At 67.5% G+C, this 18,996-nt stretch carries 17 protein-coding genes; 8 read left to right on the forward strand and 9 right to left on the reverse strand.

Features of this window, described 5'->3' with window-relative positions; translation table 11 throughout:
• The first annotated feature begins 1 nt into the window (after position 1).
• The 8 genes from nuoN to IB269_RS01855 all read left to right on the forward strand — a co-directional run bounded on the left by nuoN (position 2) and on the right by IB269_RS01855 (position 7,764).
• The gene (gene nuoN, locus IB269_RS01820) at positions 2-1,495 is read left to right on the forward strand and encodes an NADH-quinone oxidoreductase subunit NuoN (RefSeq protein ID WP_012206966.1); all 1,494 of its coding nucleotides are present in this window, start codon (positions 2-4) and stop codon (positions 1,493-1,495) included.
• A gap of 55 nt (positions 1,496-1,550) precedes the next feature.
• Positions 1,551-1,856, forward strand: a complete 306-nt coding sequence (locus tag IB269_RS01825; protein WP_012206965.1) for a DUF2818 family protein — start codon at positions 1,551-1,553, stop codon at positions 1,854-1,856.
• A 38-nt stretch (positions 1,857-1,894) separates the two neighbouring features.
• A complete protein-coding gene (locus IB269_RS01830; RefSeq protein ID WP_192366292.1) occupies positions 1,895-2,404 on the forward strand; it encodes a DUF1178 family protein in 510 nt (169 codons plus the stop codon).
• Between the two features lie 613 nt (positions 2,405-3,017).
• Positions 3,018-3,788 (forward strand): ABC transporter ATP-binding protein, encoded by a 771-nt coding sequence (locus IB269_RS01835; RefSeq protein WP_012206963.1) that lies wholly within the window; start codon positions 3,018-3,020, stop codon positions 3,786-3,788.
• 1 nt (position 3,789) lies between these two features.
• The gene (locus IB269_RS01840; protein ID WP_192366293.1) at positions 3,790-4,500 is read left to right on the forward strand and encodes an ABC transporter ATP-binding protein; all 711 of its coding nucleotides are present in this window, start codon (positions 3,790-3,792) and stop codon (positions 4,498-4,500) included.
• Positions 4,501-4,599: 99 nt separating this feature from the next.
• Positions 4,600-5,796 carry an ABC transporter substrate-binding protein gene (locus IB269_RS01845; RefSeq protein WP_012206961.1) on the forward strand — a complete coding sequence of 399 codons (1,197 nt, stop codon included), beginning with the start codon at positions 4,600-4,602 and terminating at the stop codon, positions 5,794-5,796.
• Positions 5,797-5,853: 57 nt separating this feature from the next.
• On the forward strand, positions 5,854-6,738 hold the full coding sequence (locus IB269_RS01850) for a branched-chain amino acid ABC transporter permease (protein WP_012206960.1): 885 nt from the start codon (positions 5,854-5,856) through the stop codon (positions 6,736-6,738).
• Between the two features lie 27 nt (positions 6,739-6,765).
• The gene (locus tag IB269_RS01855) at positions 6,766-7,764 is read left to right on the forward strand and encodes a branched-chain amino acid ABC transporter permease (protein WP_012206959.1); all 999 of its coding nucleotides are present in this window, start codon (positions 6,766-6,768) and stop codon (positions 7,762-7,764) included.
• A gap of 61 nt (positions 7,765-7,825) precedes the next feature.
• On the opposite strand, the gene IB269_RS01860 is transcribed toward IB269_RS01855, so the two are convergent.
• The 9 genes from IB269_RS01860 to IB269_RS01900 all read right to left on the reverse strand — a co-directional run bounded on the left by IB269_RS01860 (position 7,826) and on the right by IB269_RS01900 (position 18,924).
• On the reverse strand, positions 7,826-8,938 hold the full coding sequence (locus IB269_RS01860) for a lipocalin-like domain-containing protein (protein ID WP_192366294.1): 1,113 nt from the start codon (positions 8,936-8,938) through the stop codon (positions 7,826-7,828).
• A gap of 3 nt (positions 8,939-8,941) precedes the next feature.
• Entirely contained in the window at positions 8,942-10,009 is a 1,068-nt protein-coding gene (locus IB269_RS01865; RefSeq protein WP_043819214.1) for a PLP-dependent cysteine synthase family protein, read from the reverse strand.
• A gap of 26 nt (positions 10,010-10,035) precedes the next feature.
• Positions 10,036-11,145 carry a glycosyltransferase gene (locus tag IB269_RS01870; RefSeq protein WP_192366295.1) on the reverse strand — a complete coding sequence of 370 codons (1,110 nt, stop codon included), beginning with the start codon at positions 11,143-11,145 and terminating at the stop codon, positions 10,036-10,038.
• Between the two features lie 248 nt (positions 11,146-11,393).
• Positions 11,394-12,485, reverse strand: a complete 1,092-nt coding sequence (locus IB269_RS29240; protein ID WP_217491970.1) for a collagen-like protein — start codon at positions 12,483-12,485, stop codon at positions 11,394-11,396.
• A gap of 9 nt (positions 12,486-12,494) precedes the next feature.
• Positions 12,495-13,193 carry an IPTL-CTERM sorting domain-containing protein gene (locus tag IB269_RS01880; protein ID WP_063328094.1) on the reverse strand — a complete coding sequence of 233 codons (699 nt, stop codon included), beginning with the start codon at positions 13,191-13,193 and terminating at the stop codon, positions 12,495-12,497.
• Between the two features lie 195 nt (positions 13,194-13,388).
• Entirely contained in the window at positions 13,389-15,956 is a 2,568-nt protein-coding gene (locus IB269_RS01885; protein ID WP_192366296.1) for an FtsX-like permease family protein, read from the reverse strand.
• A 19-nt stretch (positions 15,957-15,975) separates the two neighbouring features.
• Positions 15,976-16,692 (reverse strand): ABC transporter ATP-binding protein, encoded by a 717-nt coding sequence (locus IB269_RS01890; protein ID WP_013801071.1) that lies wholly within the window; start codon positions 16,690-16,692, stop codon positions 15,976-15,978.
• A 16-nt stretch (positions 16,693-16,708) separates the two neighbouring features.
• On the reverse strand, positions 16,709-17,698 hold the full coding sequence (gene miaA, locus IB269_RS01895; RefSeq protein ID WP_192366297.1) for a tRNA (adenosine(37)-N6)-dimethylallyltransferase MiaA: 990 nt from the start codon (positions 17,696-17,698) through the stop codon (positions 16,709-16,711).
• Between the two features lie 29 nt (positions 17,699-17,727).
• On the reverse strand, positions 17,728-18,924 hold the full coding sequence (locus IB269_RS01900) for a multidrug effflux MFS transporter (protein ID WP_043795801.1): 1,197 nt from the start codon (positions 18,922-18,924) through the stop codon (positions 17,728-17,730).
• Positions 18,925-18,996 lie beyond the last annotated feature (72 nt).

Below are 18,996 nucleotides of genomic sequence, written 5' to 3' on the forward strand. Positions count from 1 at the left end.
GATGATTGACAACATCAGCTGGCTGGCCATCTATCCGGAGATCCTTCTCCTGGTCATGGCCTGCGTGATCGCCCTGGTGGACCTGGGCGTCAAAAGCCCGCGCCGCACGGGCACCTATGTTCTGACGCTGCTGACCCTGGGCGTGGTGGCCGTGCTGCAAGGCATGTACGCCTCCAGTGGCAACACCTTCTATGGCTGGGGCAACATGGTGGTCTCCGACGCCATGGGCAACTGGCTCAAGTGCTTCGCCACCGTGGCCATGATGGTCACCCTGGTCTACGGCCGCCCCTACGCCGCCGACCGCGACATGCTGCGCGGCGGCGAGCTGTTCACGCTGGCCATGCTTGCGCTGCTGGGCATGTTCATCATGATCTCGGGCAACAACTTCCTGGTCATCTACCTGGGCCTGGAGCTGCTGACGCTGTCCAGCTACGCCCTGGTGGCCCTGCGCCGCGACCACACGGCGTCGGTCGAGGCCGCGATGAAGTACTTCGTGCTCGGCGCCATGGCCAGCGGCTTCCTGCTGTACGGCATGTCCATGCTCTACGGAGCGACCGGCTCGCTGGACATTGGCCAGGTCTTCAAGGCCATCAACTCGGGCGAGATCAAGCACCAGGTGCTGGTGTTCGGCCTGGTCTTCGTGGTCTCCGGCCTGGCCTTCAAGCTGGGCGTGGTTCCCTTCCACATGTGGGTTCCCGACGTCTACCAAGGCGCTCCCACGGCCATCACCACCATGATCGGTGGCGCGCCCAAGCTGGCCGCCTTCGCCATCGTCATCCGCCTGCTGGTGGACGGCCTGCTGCCGCTGGCCATCGACTGGCAGCAGATGCTGGCGGTGCTTGCCATTGCCTCGCTGCTGGTCGGCAACCTGGCCGGCCTGCAGCAGACCAACCTCAAGCGCATGCTGGCCTACTCGACCATCTCGCAGATGGGCTTCGTGCTGCTGGGCCTGATGTCGGGTGTGGTGGATGGCAAGGTCGATCCGGCCACCATCGAGAACGCCTACAGCTCGGCCATGTTCTACGTGGTGACCTACGTGCTGACCACGCTGGCCGCCTTCGGCGTGATCCAGCTGCTGGCCCGCGAAGGCTTCGAGAGCGAAGAGGTCGCCGACTTTGCCGGCCTCAACCAGCGCAGCCCGCTGTATGCCGGCGTGATGGCGATCTGCCTGTTCTCCATGGCCGGTATCCCCCCCCTGGTGGGCTTCTACGCCAAGCTGTCGGTGCTGCAGGCGCTCGTGGCATCGGGCCACAGCCTGTACATCGCGCTGGCCGTGTTTGCCGTGGTCATGTCGCTGATCGGCGCCTTCTACTACCTGCGCGTCGTCAAGGTCATGTACTTTGACGAACCCATCACCGCCACCAGCGTTTCCGCTTCGCTGGACGTGCGCGTGGTGCTGACCCTCAACGGCGCCCTGGTGCTGGGGCTGGGCCTTCTGCCGGGTGGCCTGATGGCCCTGTGCGCCGACGCCGTCGTGCGCGCCCTGGCTTCCTGATCCACTTTCCCGATGCGGGGCCCTGCACGCAGGGCTCCGCGGTGAGGACATCGGCTTGTCGCAAACCGCTTCGATCTGGCTCGTGATATTGGCTGCCCTTGTGGCAGCCAATTTGCCTTTCTTCAACGCCCGCTGGCTTCAGCTGGGGCCGCTGCGCGCCCAGCGCAAGCCGCTGGCCATGTGCCTGCTGGAGATGGTGCTGCTGTACTTCATCGTCGGCGGCGTGGCGCTGCTCCTGGAGCGCCGCGTGGGGCAGATCGCGCCCCAGGGCTGGGAGTTCTATGCCGTCACGGGAGCGTTGTTCCTGACGCTGGCCTTCCCCGGTTTCGTCTATCGTTTCCTGATTCACCGCCGCGGCTGAGGCTGCGGTGCCGGTTGTCTCATGGGTGGGGGTGCGTGATGAAAGTGCTCGACCTGCATTGCCCGCACGGCCATCTGTTCGAGGGCTGGTTCGCCTCGGAAGATGATTTCCAGGGCCAGCTGCAGCGCCAGCTGGTGCTGTGCCCCGTCTGCGGCCACAGCGACATCACCAAGCGACTGAGCGCCCCCCGCATCAATCTTGGCGCCAAGCCCGCAGCCACGCCCCCGACTGCAGCGGCTGAGCCTGTTGCAGCCGCCTCGGCTGCCAGTGCGGCAGCCGTTCCCTCACCGTCCATGCCGCCCCAGGCGCGCGAGCAGCTGCAGGCCATGCAGGCCGCCTGGCTGAAATGGTCGCGCCAGGTGGCGCAGCAGACCGAGGACGTGGGCGAGCGCTTTGTCGATGAAGCCCGCCGCATGCACTACGGCGAGACGGACGAGCGTGCCATCCGCGGCAAGGCCAGTCCCGAGCAGGCCATGCAATTGCTGGATGAAGGCATTACCGTCCTTCCATTGGCCTTGCCCGAAGGCAGCAAGGAAACGCTGCAGTAAGTGGCGACTGGCACGTGCTGTCTTGGCGACGACAATTGCGCCCATTGCAATGGATCGGCAATTTCCAGGCCAGGCCTTTGCTTGTTGCTATTGATTGAGTAGCGATTCGGCTGACTTTGTCGCCCTTCAATTGAAGAGGCGACAAACTCAAGCATATCCGCGGCTTTTCGCATAGTGACTGAGCAGGCCACAGGGAGATTGCCGACCTGGGTGTTTCCCGTAAGGCAGCGGACATTGGCCGCTGCCCTGTAAGTCGCAAAAAGGGTAGTTTGCTATCGCTTTGGAAGCGCTCTGGCCTTCCGTGCGGGCCGCGTTGGGCCTAGATGCTGGAGAACCCTAGGCCCTGCCTGCCGCCGCGGCACCTTACAGCCCCGTGTGTGCTTGATTATTTCAAGTGTGAGTGGTTGCTTCTATTGATTGCGAAGACCAGGCTTGATGCGCCATGCTGCAGTGCGGGGCAGGGCCTGTGCTTAGGAGCACCTACGTAGGCGTTTTCCCGCTGCGGTGCACAACGTCGGCAAGCCTACGATGCGTCCGACCCTGCACAACGCCCGCCAGAGCCTCTGGCGACGCGTTGGGGGCTGGCAGCATCAACGGAGCAGGCGAAGCGCACATGAGCGACGTTATTCTCGAAACCCGGAACCTGACCAAAGAGTTCAAGGGATTTACGGCGGTGAGCAAGGTGGACCTTTCGGTGCGCCGTGGCTCCATCCATGCCTTGATCGGCCCCAATGGCGCAGGCAAGACCACCTGCTTCAATCTGCTGACCAAGTTCCTGGAGCCCACCTCCGGCACCATCCGTTTCAATGGCGAGGACATCACGCGGGAAGCACCGGCGCAGATTGCGCGCCGTGGCGTGATCCGGTCCTTCCAGATCTCGGCCGTGTTCCCGCATTGCACGCTGCTGGAGAACGTGCGCATCGGCCTGCAGCGCAAGCTGGGCACCGAGTTCCATTTCTGGCGCAGCGAGAAGAGCCTGTCGCAGCTCGATGACCGCGCCATGCAGTTGCTGGCCGAAGTGGGCCTGCAGGATCTGGCCGACGAGGTCACGGTCAACCTGCCCTATGGCCGCAAGCGCGCGCTGGAGATTGCCACCACGCTGGCCATGGAGCCCGAGCTGATGCTGCTGGACGAACCCACGCAGGGCATGGGCCACGAAGACGTGGACCGCGTGACCCAGCTGATCAAGAAGGTCTCGGCCGGCCGCACGATTCTCATGGTGGAGCACAACATGAAGGTGATCTCCACCATTGCCGACCGCATCACGGTGCTGCAGCGCGGCGCCGTGCTGGCCGAGGGGCCGTACGAGGAAGTTTCGCGCAACCCGCAAGTGATGGAAGCGTATATGGGCACCACCGACGGCCAGTTGCAGGGAGCGCATTGAGATGACTGCACCGGCATTGGAAATCAAGGGCCTGCAGGCCTGGTACGGCGAATCCCATGTGCTGCACGGCATGGACCTGGTGGTCCAGCCCGGCGAGGTGGTCACGCTGCTGGGGCGCAACGGCGCGGGCCGCACGTCCACGCTGCGCGCCATCATGGGTCTGACGGGCGCGCGCAAGGGCTCCATCCGGATCAATGGCGTGGAGGCCATCCACCTGCCCGCGCACCGCATTGCCCACCTGGGCGTGGGCTACTGCCCTGAAGAGCGCGGCATCTTCTCCAGCCTCTCGTGCGAAGAGAACCTGATGCTGCCGCCGCCGCTCAAGACCGGCCAGCCGGGCATGAGCGTGGATGAGATCTACGCCATGTTCCCCAACCTGGCCGAGCGCCGCCACAGCCAGGGCACGCGCCTGTCGGGTGGCGAGCAGCAGATGCTGGCCGTGGCGCGCATCCTGCGCACGGGCGCGCGGCTGCTGCTGCTCGACGAAATCTCGGAAGGCCTGGCACCCGTCATCGTGCAGGCGCTGGCCCGGATGATCACCATGCTGCGCACCAAGGGCTACACCGTGGTCATGGTGGAGCAGAACTTCCACTTCGCGGCGCCGCTGGCCGACCGCTTCTACGTGGTCGAGCACGGCCATGTGGTCGAGCGTTTCGGCGCGTCCGAGCTGCAGGCCAAGATGCCCGTGCTCAACGAGCTGCTGGGCGTTTGACCCGGATATCCATCGTGGCCGGCGCCTGGGGCTCGCCGGCTGCATTCCTGCCATGGCCCTGTGACAAAAACCCAAGACATCAACGCGAAGGAGACACCAATGAAAGCAAAACTGACCGCACTGTCGTGCATGCTGGCTGCGGCCGGCCTGGCCAGCCCGCTTGCCATGGCACAGGAGAAGGTGAAGATCGGCTTCGTGACCGACATGTCCAGCCTGTATGCGGACGTGGAAGGCAAGAACGCCGTCACCGCCATGCAGATGGCCATCGATGACTTTGGCGGCAAGGTGCTGGGCCAGCCCATCGAGCTGCTGAGCGCCGACCACCAGAACAAGGCCGACATCGCCGCCTCCAAGGTGCGCGAGTGGGTGGACACGCAAGGTATCTCGCTGGTGTTCAGCGGCACCAACTCGGGCACGGCCCTGGCGGTGTCGCAGGTGGCCAATGAGAAAAAGCGCGTGCACTTCAACAGCGGCGCGGGTTCCTCGGCACTGACCAACGAGCAGTGCAACGCCTACACCGTTCACTACGCCTATGACACCGTGGCCCTGGCCAAGGGCACGGGTACGGCCGTGGTCGAGCGCGGCGGCAAGGACTGGTTCTTCCTGACGGCCGACTACGCCTTCGGCCACGCGCTGGAGAACGACACCACGGCCGTGATCAAGGCCAAGGGCGGCAAGGTGGTGGGCGGCGTCAAGCACCCGCTCAATGCCTCGGACTTCTCGTCCTTCCTGCTGCAGGCGCAGGCCTCCAAGGCCCAGATCCTGGGCTTGGCCAATGCCGGTGGCGACACCATCAACGCCATCAAGGCGGCCAAGGAATTCGGCATCAACAAGAGCATGAAGACCGTGGGCCTGCTGGTGTTCCTGACCGACATCCACAGCCTGGGCCTGAAGAACACCGAAGGCATGCAGTTCACCACCAGCTGGTACTGGGACCAGAACGATGCCACGCGCAAGTTCGGCGAGCGCTTCTTCGCCAAGACCAAGCGCATGCCCACCTCCATCCAGGCTGCCGACTACTCGGCCGTGACCAGCTACCTCAAGGCCGTGCAGGCCGTGAAGTCCACGGATGCCGACAAGGTCATGGCCTACCTCAAGAGCACGCCCATCGACGACTTCTACGGCAAGGGCTCGATCCGTCCCGATGGCACCTTCGCCCACGACATGTACCTGGTCGAGGTCAAGAAGCCCGCCGAGTCCAAGAAGCCCTGGGACTACCTGAAGGTCGTGGCCACGCTGCCCGCCGACCAGGTCTGGACCACCAAGGCCGAGACCAAGTGCGCGCTGTGGAAGTAACGCTGCGCCGCCACTGACCCCCAACCGCCACCCGGCCAACCACGACAGCTGCATCCCATGGAAATCTTTGGTGTTTCCCTGCCAGGCCTGATGAGCCAGCTCCTTCTGGGGCTGGTCAACGGCTCGTTCTACGCCATCCTCAGCCTGGGGCTGGCGGTGATCTTCGGCCTGCTCAACGTGATCAACTTCGCCCACGGCGCGTTGTTCATGCTGGGCGCCATGGTCACCTGGATGGCCATGAGCTACTTCAACATCAACTACTGGGTGATGCTGGTGCTGTCGCCGTTGCTGGTGGGCCTGCTGGGCGTGCTGATCGAGCGCTTTTTATTGCGCTGGATCTACAAGCTCGACCATCTCTACGGCCTGTTGCTGACCCTGGGCCTGTCGCTGCTGATCGAGGGCCTGTTCCGCTCGGTCTACGGCGTCTCGGGCCTGGGCTACGACACGCCCGAGCTGCTGGAAGGCGCGACCAACCTGGGCTTCATGATCCTGCCCAACTACCGCGCCTGGGTGGTGCTGGCCTCCATCGTGGTCTGCGTGGCCACCTGGTTCATGATCGAGAAGACGCGCATCGGCGCCTACCTGCGGGCCGGCACCGAGAACCCGCGCCTGGTCGAGGCCTTCGGCGTCAACGTGCCCGTGATGATCACGCTGACCTATGCCTTCGGCGCGGCGCTGGCGGCGTTTGCCGGCGTGCTGGCGGCGCCCGTCTACCAGGTCACGCCGCTGATGGGGCAGAACCTCATCATCGTGGTCTTCGCCGTGGTGGTGATCGGGGGCATGGGCTCCATCATGGGCTCCATCCTCACCGGCCTGGGCCTGGGCGTGATCGAGGGCCTGACCAAGGTCTTCTGGCCCGAGGCTTCGTCCACCGTGGTGTTCTTCATCATGGTCATCGTTTTGCTCATCCGCCCCGCCGGCCTGTTCGGCAAAGAGAAATAACAAGAACGAGGACAAGGGGCCGACCACATGAAATCCAAGACTCTCGTTCAACGCATCGCCCCCTGGGGCTATGGCCTGCTGCTGCTGGGCCTGCTGGCGGCGCCCATGTTGGGTGCCTACCCGGTGTTCGTGATGAAGCTCATGTGCTTCGCACTGTTCGCCTCGGCCTTCAACCTGCTGCTGGGCTACACGGGCCTGCTGTCCTTCGGCCACGCGGCCTTCCTGGGCGGCGCGGCCTATGTGACGGGCTACGCCATCAAGGGCTGGGGCTTCACGCCCGAGCTGGCCATGCTGGCCGGCACGGCCGGCGGCGCGCTGCTGGGGCTGATCTTCGGCTGGCTGGCCATCCGCCGCCAGGGCATTTATTTCTCGATGATCACGTTGGCGCTGGCCCAGATGCTGTTCTTCGTGTGCCTGCAGGCGCCCTTCACGGGCGGCGAGGACGGACTGCAGGGCGTACCGCGCGGCAAGCTGTTCGGCCTCATCGACCTGACCAGCGACCTGACCATGTACTACGTCACGCTGGTCATCGTGGTCCTGGCCTTCCTGCTGATCGTGCGCACCATCCACTCGCCCTTCGGCCAGGTGCTCAAGGCCATCAAGGAGAACGAGCCGCGCGCAACCTCGCTGGGCTATGACGTGGCGCGCTTCAAGCTGCTGGCCTTCGTGATCTCGGCCGCGCTCACGGGCCTGGCCGGTTCGCTCAAGACCGTGGTGCTGGGCTTTGCCACGCTGTCGGATGTGCACTGGACCACCTCCGGCCACGTGATCCTGATGACGCTGATGGGCGGCCTGGGCACGCTGTCCGGCCCCATCCTGGGCTCGGCCGTGGTGGTCATGCTGGAGAACAAGATCGGCGAGTTCGGCAGCTTCCTGCAGCGCCTCACGGGCGTGGAGTGGTTCTCCACGCTGGGCGAGTCGGTGACCATCGTCACCGGCCTGATCTTCGTGGTCTGCGTGCTGCTGTTCCGCAAGGGCATCATGGGCGAGCTGATCGCCTGGCTGCAGAAAAAGCGTACTCCTTGAGAGCCGGGTTGGGAGGGTTTCAAGGGGGTGGGCTACGTGCCCATGCTCTTGACTGCCATAGCTACAACTGCAGCGGCCGGGCGTAGCCCGTCATCTCCAGGTATCCCTGACCGGCTCGCGCCTCCTGGCCCGGGCCGGTGGGCTTTTGGAGGCTGCACAGGCCCTCCCAGTAGATGGCGCCGGTGGAGGCGCTGCTGTCCAGCTCCTGGTCATCGACCAGGGCGTTCACGGTGAAGCGGCCAGCGGGCGTGTCCACCTGCCATTGCACGGGGTAGCGCGCGCCGCTGGCGGGGCTGCTCCAGTGGCGCAGCGGTGTGAACCGAACGGCATCGTGGGCGAAGACCTGTACCTTGCCATCGGCGCCGCGCAGCGAGCCTCCGGCCCACAGCGCGCTGCCATCGCTGCGGCGTACTCGGAAGGCCGTGAGTGCACCGCCGTCGAACAGGTTCATGCCTATCCAGTCCCAGCCCACGGCCTCGGGGTGCATCAGGGCCTGGCTCCATTCATGGTCCAGCCAGGCGCGGTTGTCACCGGGTTCGCGCGCGGCTTCGATCTCCATGCGCTGGCCTGCCAGCTCCAGCGTGCCGCTCACCTGCAGTTGCGGGCGGCTGTAGTAGTAGCTGGCCTGATCGGGTTCCGGCCCCTTGCGCGACAGGCCGGCGCGGCCCTGCAGCAGCGGGTGCTCGCGTGTTTCGAAGCGCAGGTCCAGTGCGAATGCGGTGCTGCGTATGCGGGTGGTGTAGCGTTCGGCAGGGCCTTCATCGGTGCGCTGCAGCGACCAGTCCTGCAGCCGCACGTCGGCATCGGCCTCGCTGGCCTGGGCAATGCCAAAGCCTGCGCGCGCGATGCGCTGGTCGTGGTGCAGGCGGGCGCCCTGCACATCGCACAGCGCCGCATGGGCAAACAGCAACTGGCGCGCCGCAAAGGCGGAGCGCAGCTCCTGCGTGGCCTGTACGCGGGATCGGAAGAAGGTGATCTGGAAACCCCAGGCCCGGCCCGCCGCGCGTGCCTGGCCGGTGATGTACCACCACTCGGTGCGCAGCCCGGGGTGGCTGCCATGGTCGCGCGGGAAGACCAGCGTGCGTGGCGGCAGTGCCCGGGCGGGCAGTCCTGCCGCCCCCAGGCCCAGGCCGGCAGCCAGGCCCAGCAGATGGCGGCGGGGCAGGGGCATCATGGATCAGCTTTGCAACTGCGCGATGCGCGCCTGGGCCGGCCCGCAGTCGCCGATGCGCTGCATCACCCAGTCCGCATCATGGTAGGTGGGCAGGTAGCGCTCGCCCGCATCGCACAGCAGCGAGAGGATGGAGCCCTGCTCTCCGCGCTGGCGCATCTCGCTGGCCAGCCTGAGCATGGCCACGTAGTTGGTGCCCGTGGACGGCCCCACGCGCCGGCCCAGCAGTGCGGACAGGCTGCGCATGGCGGCCAGGGAATCGCAGTCCGCCACCTCCTCCATGCGGTCCACCAGGGTGCGCACAAAGCTGGGCTCCACGCGCGGGCGGCCTATGCCTTCGATGCGCGAGCCCGGCGCGGTGAGGGTGGCATCGCCCGTGCGGTGGTAGGCGGCGAACACCGAGCCCTCGGGGTCGGCCACGCAGATGCCCGTGGCATGGCGCTGGAAACGCACGTAGCGGCCAATGGTGGCGCTGGTGCCGCCCGTGCCCGCGCCCACCACGATCCAGCGCGGCACGGCATGGCGCTCGCGCCGCATCTGGGTGAACATGCTCTCCGCAATATTGTTGTTGCCACGCCAGTCTGTGGCGCGCTCGGCATAGGTGAACTGGTCCATGTAGTGGCCGCCGGTCTGCGCGGCCACGGCGCGTGCCTCGTCGTAGACCTGGCCTGCGCTGTCCACGAGATGGCAGCGGCCGCCGTAGAACTCGATCAGCGCAATCTTCTCGGCCGAGGTGCTGCGCGGCATCACGGCCACGAAGGGCAGGCCCAGCAGGCGCGCGAAATACGCCTCGCTCACGGCCGTGGAGCCGCTCGATGCCTCGACGATGGTCGAGCCCTCATGCACCCAGCCATTGCACAGCGCATAGAGAAACAGCGAGCGCGCCAGCCGGTGCTTGAGGCTGCCCGTGGGATGGGTGGATTCGTCCTTGAGGTAGAGGTCGATCCCCAGGCCGGCAAAGCCGGGCAGGGGCAGCGGGATCAGGTGCGTGTCGGCACTGCGCTGGTAATCGGCCTCGATGCGGTTGATGGCCTCATGCAGCCAGGAAGAGGTGGTGTGCGGCATGGCGGCCATTGTCGCAGGCTGCCCTGCCCACGCGGCTACAGGCCGTAGAACGGGCGGTTGGCCTCGATGCGGGCCTGCTCGCTGGCGGGGTAGCGGCGTTCGGCCAGCAACTGCTGCAGCGCGGCGCGGCCCAGGTCGCGCAGCGGTGTGTAGAAGGCGCTGACGGCCAGCTCGTCCAGCGCGCGCCAGGCATAGACCTGGGCGTCGATGAACAGGATGTCCTCGGCCGGGCGCGGCAGCGCGGCGGCCTGGCGCGCATAGAGGCAGGCCAGGGCGAACTCGGACCGCTCGCGGTGGTAGCGCGCCAGCTCGCACAGGGGCTCGGCCCGCTGTGGTCGCGCGGCATAGGCGGTGAGATAGGCCTCGCGCACGGCGGCCGGCTCGGCGCCCGAGCGCTCCAGCAGCACGCCGATCTGGAACAGAGCAAACCACTGCTCCTCGGCCCAGCCGCCCATGGCGGCGCGCTGCCGGTACCAATGCAGGCTGGACTCGATCTGGCCCGCATCGCGGTGGCTTTGCGCCAGATAGAACACGTTGCGCGTGTTGCCGGGCTGCTCGCGCACGGCCTTCTCGAGCACGGCGATGTCGCGCAGGTAGGTCTGCGGATCACGCGCCCGCGCGCCGTCGTGCGAGACATCGATGAACGGCCCGGCCAGCATCTGCCAGGGCTGGTGCGCCGGGGCGGTCAGGTACTCGTGCAGCACGCCCTCCCAGCGCCAGTCCACGCGCGTGGCGATCAGCGCATTGCGCTGGTATTCGGTGCCCGCCATGTGGCAGGACAGCATGCAGCCGTCCGCCTCCAGCGCCGGCCATGCAAAGCCTTCGGGCACGCGCAGCTGCTCGTCGGCATCGATGAACAGCAGGTAGTCGCCGTGCGGCCGCGCCAGCTCCAGCGCCTCGTTGCGGTTGTGGGCAAAGTCCACCCAGGGCCGCTCATGCAGGCTGCCGGGCACGCCCTCCATGCACTGGCGCACCAGGTCCTGCGTGCCGTCGCTGGAACCCGTGTCTACGATCACCCAGTAGTCCACCCAGGGCCTGACCGAGGCCAGGCAACGCGCGATCACCGGGGCCTCGTTCTTGACGATCATGTTCAGGCAGATGCGTGGGCGCGTGCCGGGCCGTGCTGGTGCGATGGAGTCGGCCATGTCTGATCAGCCGCCTGTGGGCTGGTGTAAACCGATGGCTCCCGCCAATCCACGGCCCACGGCTGGGCTGGCCGGCATCGTGGAACCTGCGAGGCGGAAGATGCCTGCGCTGATGCACAGGGTCCAGAAAGGACGGGGAGGAATGAGCGAAGTGCAGCGGTCCATGGTTCAGGAGATGCTTGGATGGATACGCGCAGAAGGCTGGCACCAGCGTTGCTGGTGCCAGCTTGGAAGGAAGTGGCTGTTGCTCAGGGCGACGAGAACTGCAAGGGCCAGGAGATAGTGGCAGGCAGACCCATGCTGGTGAGCGGTGTCTCGACGAGCGGGAAGACGGTCTGGGGAGAAGATGAGGCTATGCAGGCGCCTGTCGAATAATCTTCAGCCGATTGGATGGTGCCGTTGATGCCCAGGCTCAACTGCGTCTTGGCCTGCACCACGCCATTGGCGTCTGCTCCACCCAGTACATAGAATTTGCCGGCATTCTTCGCATACACCAGCGTCCTGGCAAAGCGCGGATACAGCTGCGTCGAGTTGAGTGACGCCAGGTACGGCTGTCCCGTGCAATCGGTGCTGGCAAAGAGCAGGTTGGTGTCGTTCTGATAGCCGCCTTCGGGGCGGAACTTGACGAGATGGAAGGTCGAGGTGAGCACGCTGATTGTGCTGTAGTTGGTGGTAGCGAGGCCGACCACCGTACCCAGTGCTGCGCCGCCGCTGTCCCTCAGCGTGACACCGCCCCCGCCTGCTGGGCCGGTCGCTCCGGTGGAGCCCGTATTGCCTGTGGCGCCCGTGACACCTTGCACGCCCTGGATGCCTTGGGGACCCGTGGGACCCGCCACCCCCGCCCCTGTGGGGCCGGTAACTCCGATAAGGCCCTGAACCCCCTGCGGACCGGTCGGCCCTGTGACTCCGGCACCCGTGGGGCCTGTGGCACCCGTGATGCCGGTGGCCCCAGTGGGGCCGGTGGGACCGGCTGCGCCTGTGACTCCCGTGGCGCCTGCAGGGCCGATGGCACCTGTCGAACCTGTGGCCCCCGTGGCGCCTGTCGCTCCCGTGGCACCTCCACCCACGCCCGCCGCGCAATGCGTGAGCTGACCAGAGACGCCATCAAAACACAGCAACTGGTTGCTGGTGGCCGTATCGGCCGGCAAGGCCGGCACCAGTACCTCGCCGGTACGCTGCACGCGCAGGCGCTCGGCGCCCACGGAGTTCTTGATCACGAAATCGCCATTGGCTGGCAGGGTGATGGAGACATCGGCCGCGAGTGCTGCGGAGGTGTGCAGGCCTGCGCCCGCAAACATCGCAAGCAGCAGGGCCGGGACAGGGAGACGGTTCTGGTGCATGTCCGCTCCTCAGATGCGTGTGTTGCGGCGCTGGCGGTGCAGGGCCATGCCGCCGAGCAGCAGGCTCATCAGCATCAGCCCGTAGGTGCTGAGCGTGGGGATGCTGGCTGGAGCCACCACCACCGGTGCGCCAATCTGCACGTTGCCAGGGATCCCGCTTCCGCTGGGGTTGGACACTGTGGCCAAGGGGCCCAGCGTGACCACGGCAGTGCCGGGACCGGACGAGGCCAGCACCACCGGCTTGCCGGGAGAGCCCAGCGTGAGCGTGCCCAGCACGGTGAGGTTGGTACCTGCGGGAAGAACGATGGTCGGGGGTGTCGGGCCGGTGCTGATCAGTGTCAGATCCTTCACGACGATATTGCCGCTGAGTGTCAGGGTCGTTCCGGGTGCACAGGTGTCTGAAAGCACAACGCTGCTGGTGCCGAGATTCAGTGCCGCCGCGCTCGTCAGGTCGCCGCCGATGTTGAGCTGGCCGCCCGTGCCGGTCACCGTGGAGCCCGCGTCAAAGGCAAAGGACCCCGAATCGAAGGTGCCCGTGCCCAGGGCCAGTTCCCCGCCCATCGAAACGGGGACGCAAAACGAATTGAACGAACCGCCAGCCAGATCGATGCCGGAGCCTGGAGGAAAAACAATCTGCCCCCAGGCCGAGCCGCACATTGCCGCGCCCAGGGCCAGCGACGCCGCCCAACGTTTTCCGAAACCTGCCATGAGTCCGATCTCCCGAGTACAGGCGGTGGTGCGCCTGCTGTTTTGTTGAGGCAGGGCGCTCCTGTAGATGGGAAGCGCTCCTGCCGAAGTCGGGCAAATGATCAGATAGAAAATGATTCTCTTGTAAGAAAAATTAACAATTGATTATGCGTTTTCATTTTTAGCAAGCTATCGGTTTGCGCGGAGGGATGGGGTTTACCAATCCTCCTTGACCGCCAGCACTGCCTCGCGCCCTGCAGCCGCACGCCCGGCCAGCCAGGCCGTCAGCGTGCCTGCTGCGATCACGCTGGCAGCCAGCGCCAAAAGGCGGGACCACGGCAGGGACAGCTCCATGGTCCAGTGAAAGCTTTGCGGATTCACCACGTGCACCAGGATCACGGCCACGCCCAGGCCCAGCAGGCTGCCGGCGATGGCGCCCGCCGTGGTCCAGGCCATGCCCTCGCCAGCCACCACGGCCAGGATGTCGCGCCGCGTCAGGCCCAGGTGGGCCAGCAGGCCGAATTCCTTGCGCCGCGCCAGAACCTGGGCGCTGAAGCTGGCGGCAATGCCGAACAGGCCGATGCCGATGGCCACGGCCTGTAGCCAGTAGGTCACGGCAAAGCTGCGGTCGAAGATGCGCATGGAGCGCTCGCGCAGCGCGCCGCTGCTGGCGAACTCCAGTGCCTGCGCGGCGCCCGGCCCGGTCAGCAGGGACTGGATGCGCGCCTGAAGCTGCTGCGCCGTGGCTGTGTCGTCGCCGTCCGGCCAGATGGCGATTTCGGTGGGGCCTGCCGTGGTGGCGCTGCCGTCGGCAAGCCGTTGGTAGTCGTCCCAGTCCATGGCGATGGCGCCGAACTGGCGCACATAGTCGCGCCAGATGCCGGCCACAAACACGCGGGAATCTTCGGACGGCAGGGCCTGGGCCAGCAGCGGCCACTCCTGGCCGGGCCGCACGCCGTACAGCTGGGCCACGGCTTCACTGACATAGACGGGCGTGCTGCCAGCGGGCGCTTGCACGGGGCCTTGTATCCACGGCAACTGCTGGCCCTGGGGGCCATGCAGCGGACGCAGCAGCAGGCTGACGGCGGGGCGATCCGGGCTGAGCCACAGGCTGGTGCTGCGCATGGGCTGGGCGCGCTGCACGCCAGGCAGGGCGGCAATGCGCGCGGCCAGATCGGCAGGCAGGGGCGCGGCATCGGCACGGCCTGCGCTGCCGGCGGTGCGCAGGTACAGCGGGGCGGGCAGCACGGCGTCCAGCCAGGCGATCATGCTGTCCCTGAAGCTGGCCACCATCACGGTCAGCGCCACGGCCAGGCTCAGGCTGGCCACCACGCCGCCCACGGCCACGGTGGTGCTGCGGCGCATGCGCCGCGCACGCTCCACGGGCAGCAGGGCCAGCGGCTGGCGCAGCAGCGATTGCGGCACCAGGCGCAACAGCTGGCCCAGCAACCAGGGCAGGGCGGCCATGCCGCCCAGCAGCAGCAGGGCCACGGCGGCATAGGCGGCCAGGGGAATGCCGGCCACGGGCGGCACAAAGGCCAGGGCCACGCTGGCTGCCATCAGCAGCAGGGCCGGCAGGCCGCGCGCCGCGCGTTCGGAGCCCGCGCCCTGGCCCTTGAGCGTGGCGGCGGGCGGCAACTCCATGGCCTGGCGCGCCGGCCACCAGCCGCCAGCCACGGTGGCGGCCACGCCGAGCAGTCCAAAGGTCAGCGCGGCGCCGGCGCTCCACTGCAGCGCGGGCTGCACGCCGGCAAAGTAGCCGCCGCCCAGGTCACCGCCCAGCAGGTGCAGGGCCAGCCAGGCCAGGCCCGCGCCCAGTGCAATGCCGGCCGCGCTGCCCACAATACCCAGCAGCAGCGATTCCAGCAGCACCAGGCCTAGGCGCTGGCGAGGCGTCAGTCCCAGCACGGCCAGCAGGGCGAACTGCGGCGCGCGCTGGGCCACGCTGAGCGCCAGCACCGAGAACACCAGGAACGCCCCCGTGAACAGCGCCACCAGGGCCAGCACCGTGAGGTTGACGCGGTAGGCGCGCGACATCTCGGCAATTCGCTGCTGGTCGTCGCCGGGGCGGCTGGCCAGGGCCTGGGCGGGCCAGTCGGGCAGGCGGCGCAGCTCGGCCAGCAGGGACTCGCGCGTGGCGCCTTCGGCCAGCAGCACATCGATGCGGTCCACCTGGCCCCAGCGCTGCAGGCTGTCCTGCAGCGCGCCGATGTCCATCACGGCCAGCGGCGGGCCGGATGCGGCCACCGTGCCCGCGATGCGCAGGGTCTGCGCGCGCCCGCCGAGTTGCCATGGCAGGGGCGTGTGCCGAGCCTGCTCCGGCGTCAGGCCCAGGGCTTCGAGTGCCGTTGCATTGAGGAAGACCGCATCGGGCGCGAACAGGTCCAGCCGCCCGCCGCCATCGAACAGCCGGGGCATGAGCGCAGGCGCCACGGGCGCCAGCCGCAGCGCATCGCCGCCCAGCACGCGCAACTGCACCGGCGTGGCGGTGCCGGCCAGGGCCGTGGCTTCGATCCAGGGTGCGGCCAGGCTGACCTGGGGCTGCTGCGCAACATGGCCAAACAGCGATTCGGGCAGGCCGCCCTGCATGGCACGCAGTTCCAGGTCCGGCTGGCCGCTGACCGTGCGCACGGCGCGCGAGAACTCATCGAGCGCGGACTGGTTGATCACATGCACGGCAAAGCCCAGCGCCACGCCCAGCATGATGGCCACCAGGGCGGTGGCCGTGCGCCAGGGATGCTGGCGCAGCTCCTGCCAGGAAAAGGTGCGAAGCAGGGCGAGCATGGGCGGGCAATCTTTGGCGCTAGGCGGGCTGCATGCCCTGTGCGGTCAGGCGCAGCACGCGGTCGGCACGGCGCGCGGCCTCGATGGAGTGCGTGACCAGCACCAGGGCGGCCTGGTGTTCCCGGGTCTGCTGCAGCAGCAGTTCCATGACCTGTGCGGCCGTGCCGGGGTCCAGGTTGCCGGTGGGCTCGTCGGCCAGCAGCAGGGCCGGTCCGTGGACCAGGGCGCGTGCAATGGCCACGCGCTGCAGCTGGCCGCCGCTGAGCTGCCAGGGCAGGCGCTGCTCCAGCCCCTGCAGCCCGACGGCCTGCAGCAGTTGCTGCACGCGCTGGCGGCCCGCCGCATCCAGCCGCTGCAGCAGCATCAGCGGCAGGGCCACGTTGTGCCAGACATCCAGATGGGGCAGTACATGGAAGGCCTGGAACACGAAGCCCACATGGCTGCGCCGCCACAGTGCGCGGCCGGTTTCATCCAGGGCCGACAGGTCCTGGCCTTCGTGCAGCACGCGGCCCTGCTGCCACTCATCGAGCCCGGCCAGGCAGTTGAGAAAGGTGGACTTGCCCACGCCCGAGTCACCCACGATGGCCACGAACTCGCCGCGCGCCACGCTGCAGTCCACGTTCTCGAAGACGGCGGTTTCCGTGCCGCCGTCGTTGCGGTAGCGCCGCGCCAGGCCCTGGACCTGAAGCAGCGGCGGCTGAGTCAGTGGCGTGTTGTCCCGGGGCGCGGCAGTCATGAAGGCGGTTTCCTGTTCAGCCGTTGCGGGCCTGGGTTGCTGCGGCCACCACGGCCATCGCTGCCTGCAGCAGTTGCTGCAGGGCATCGGGCGCATCGCAGGCAATGGCATGGCGGGCGGGCATGCTGCGCAGCCAGGTGATCTGGCGCTTGGCCAGCTGGCGCGTGGCGGCAATGCCGCGTTCGCGCAGCGAGTTCATGGAGTACAGGCCGTCCAGCGATTCCCAGGCCTGGCGGTAGCCCACGCAGCGGATGGAGGGCAGGTCCAGGTGCAGGTCGCCGCGCGCGCGCAGTTGCTGCACTTCGTCGATGAAGCCGGCGCTCAGCATGGCGTCGAAGCGCTGGGCGATGCGTGCATGCAGCCAGGCGCGGTCCTGCGGCTCCAGCGAGAAGAAACCGCCGGGGCTGACCAGTCCCTGTTCGGCATTCTTGCCACTGCGCGTATGAAAGCTGGACAGCGGCTTGCCCGACACATGCCAGACCTCCAGCGCGCGCTGTATGCGCTGGCTGTCGGCCGGCGCCAGACGCGCGGCCGTGGCGGGATCGACCTGGGCCAGCAGCGCATGCATGGCGGGCCAGCCGATCTGCGCGGCCTGTGCGTCCAGCCGCTCGCGCACGGCGGGGTCGGCGGCCGGCATGTCGTCAATGCCATCCTGCAGGGCCTTGAAATACAGCATGGTGCCGCCCACCAGCAGCGGCAGGGCGCCGCGCGCGCGGATCTCGGCCACCAGGCGCTGCGTGTCCTGCACGAACTCGGCCGCACTGTAGGCCTGCAGCGGGTCGCGGATATCGATCAGGTGATGGGGGCAGGCAGCCAGTTCTTCGGGCGTGGGCTTGGCCGTGCCGATGTCCATGCCGCGATAGACCAGGGCCGAGTCCACGCTGATGATTTCTGCGGCCTGGCCGCGTTCGGCCAGCAGCCTGGCCAGGGCCAGGGCGGCAGCGGTCTTGCCGGAAGCGGTGGGGCCGGCGATGGCCAGGCAGGGGAGCGTGGAAGCGGTGGACATTCGAGAAACGGGAACGCAGGAAAGTGGAATCAGCGGTGGCCATCGACTCGGCCATGGCGGCGCACCAGCCCCCAGGCGACCAGGGCCGTGCACACGCCCCAGAACCAGATGCCGAAGGCCATGGGCCGGGTGGACTGGCCGTCCAGGTGCAGGCCCAGCCAGTGTCCCATGGCAAAGGCGATGAGCATCATGGTGAAGCCGTTGAGCGCCGAGGCCGTGCCCGCCGACTGCGGGAAGGGCGCGATGGCATTGCTCTGGCCGCAGGGCATGTGCACGCCATGGGCGATCTGGAAGATATAGAAGGGCAGGGCATAGGCCCAGAGGCTGCGCGCATCGGCCAGCGCCGCAATGCCGATGGCCGTGGCCGAAAGCAGGCTTGCCAGCCCGGCAATCTGCACGGCGCGCCGCACATCCATGCGCTGCAGCAGCCAGCGGCACAGGAAGGTGCCCGCGATGTAGCACAGCGCGTTGCTGCCCATCAGCAGGCCGTACCCCGTGCGGCTCACGCCCAGCACATGGATATAGGTGAAGGAAGATGCGGCCAGGTTGGTGAACAGGGCCGCATAGGTGCAGCAGGTCAGCAACTGGTAGGACTGGAATCCCGGGTGGCGCACGATGGTGATCCAGTTGCGCGCCAGGGCCAGCGGCTGCAGCGCCGTGGGATTGGTGCGGGCCAGTGTCTCCGTGAAGCGCAGGGCCACCAGCAGCAGGGCCAGCGCGCCCATCACGGCCTGGGCCAGCATGGTCGAGCGCCAGCCCAGCGAATCCACCAGCAGGCTGCCGCTGACGGGGCTCAGGAAGGCGATCACGCCCAGCCCGGTCAGCGCCTTGGACATGACCTGGGCGCCCAGGTGCGGCGCGAACAGGTCGCGCACCATGGCGCGTGCACACATCACGCCGGCGCCCAGCGATGCCCCCTGCAGCGCGCGCCAGGCGATCAGCGACTCCATGGTCTCGGCACTGGCGCTGCCCAGCGCGGCCAGCACGTAGATGGACATGCCCGCCAGCAGGATGGGCCGGCGCCCGAAGCGGTCGGACAGCGGCCCCCAGGCCAGCTGCGAGCAGCCGAAGGCCAGCAGGAACGCCGTCAGCGTGAGCTGCACCTGGGACACCTGGGTGGAGAAGGCCGCCTGTATCGACGGCAGGGCCGGCAGGTACAGGTCGGTGGCCAGCGGCTGCAGTCCCAGCAGCAGGCCGAGCAGGACGACGACCAGGACGGGGGACATGGCCGGCTGCGCTTGCGCGGCGGCGGGAGACAGGGGCGCTGACATAGGCGACCGAGGGTAGCAGAGAACAAG

Origin of the sequence: Delftia sp. DLF01, assembly GCF_014852125.1 — a bacterium.
In the GTDB taxonomy this organism is placed as follows: Bacteria; Pseudomonadota; Gammaproteobacteria; order Burkholderiales; family Burkholderiaceae_C; genus Comamonas; species Comamonas acidovorans.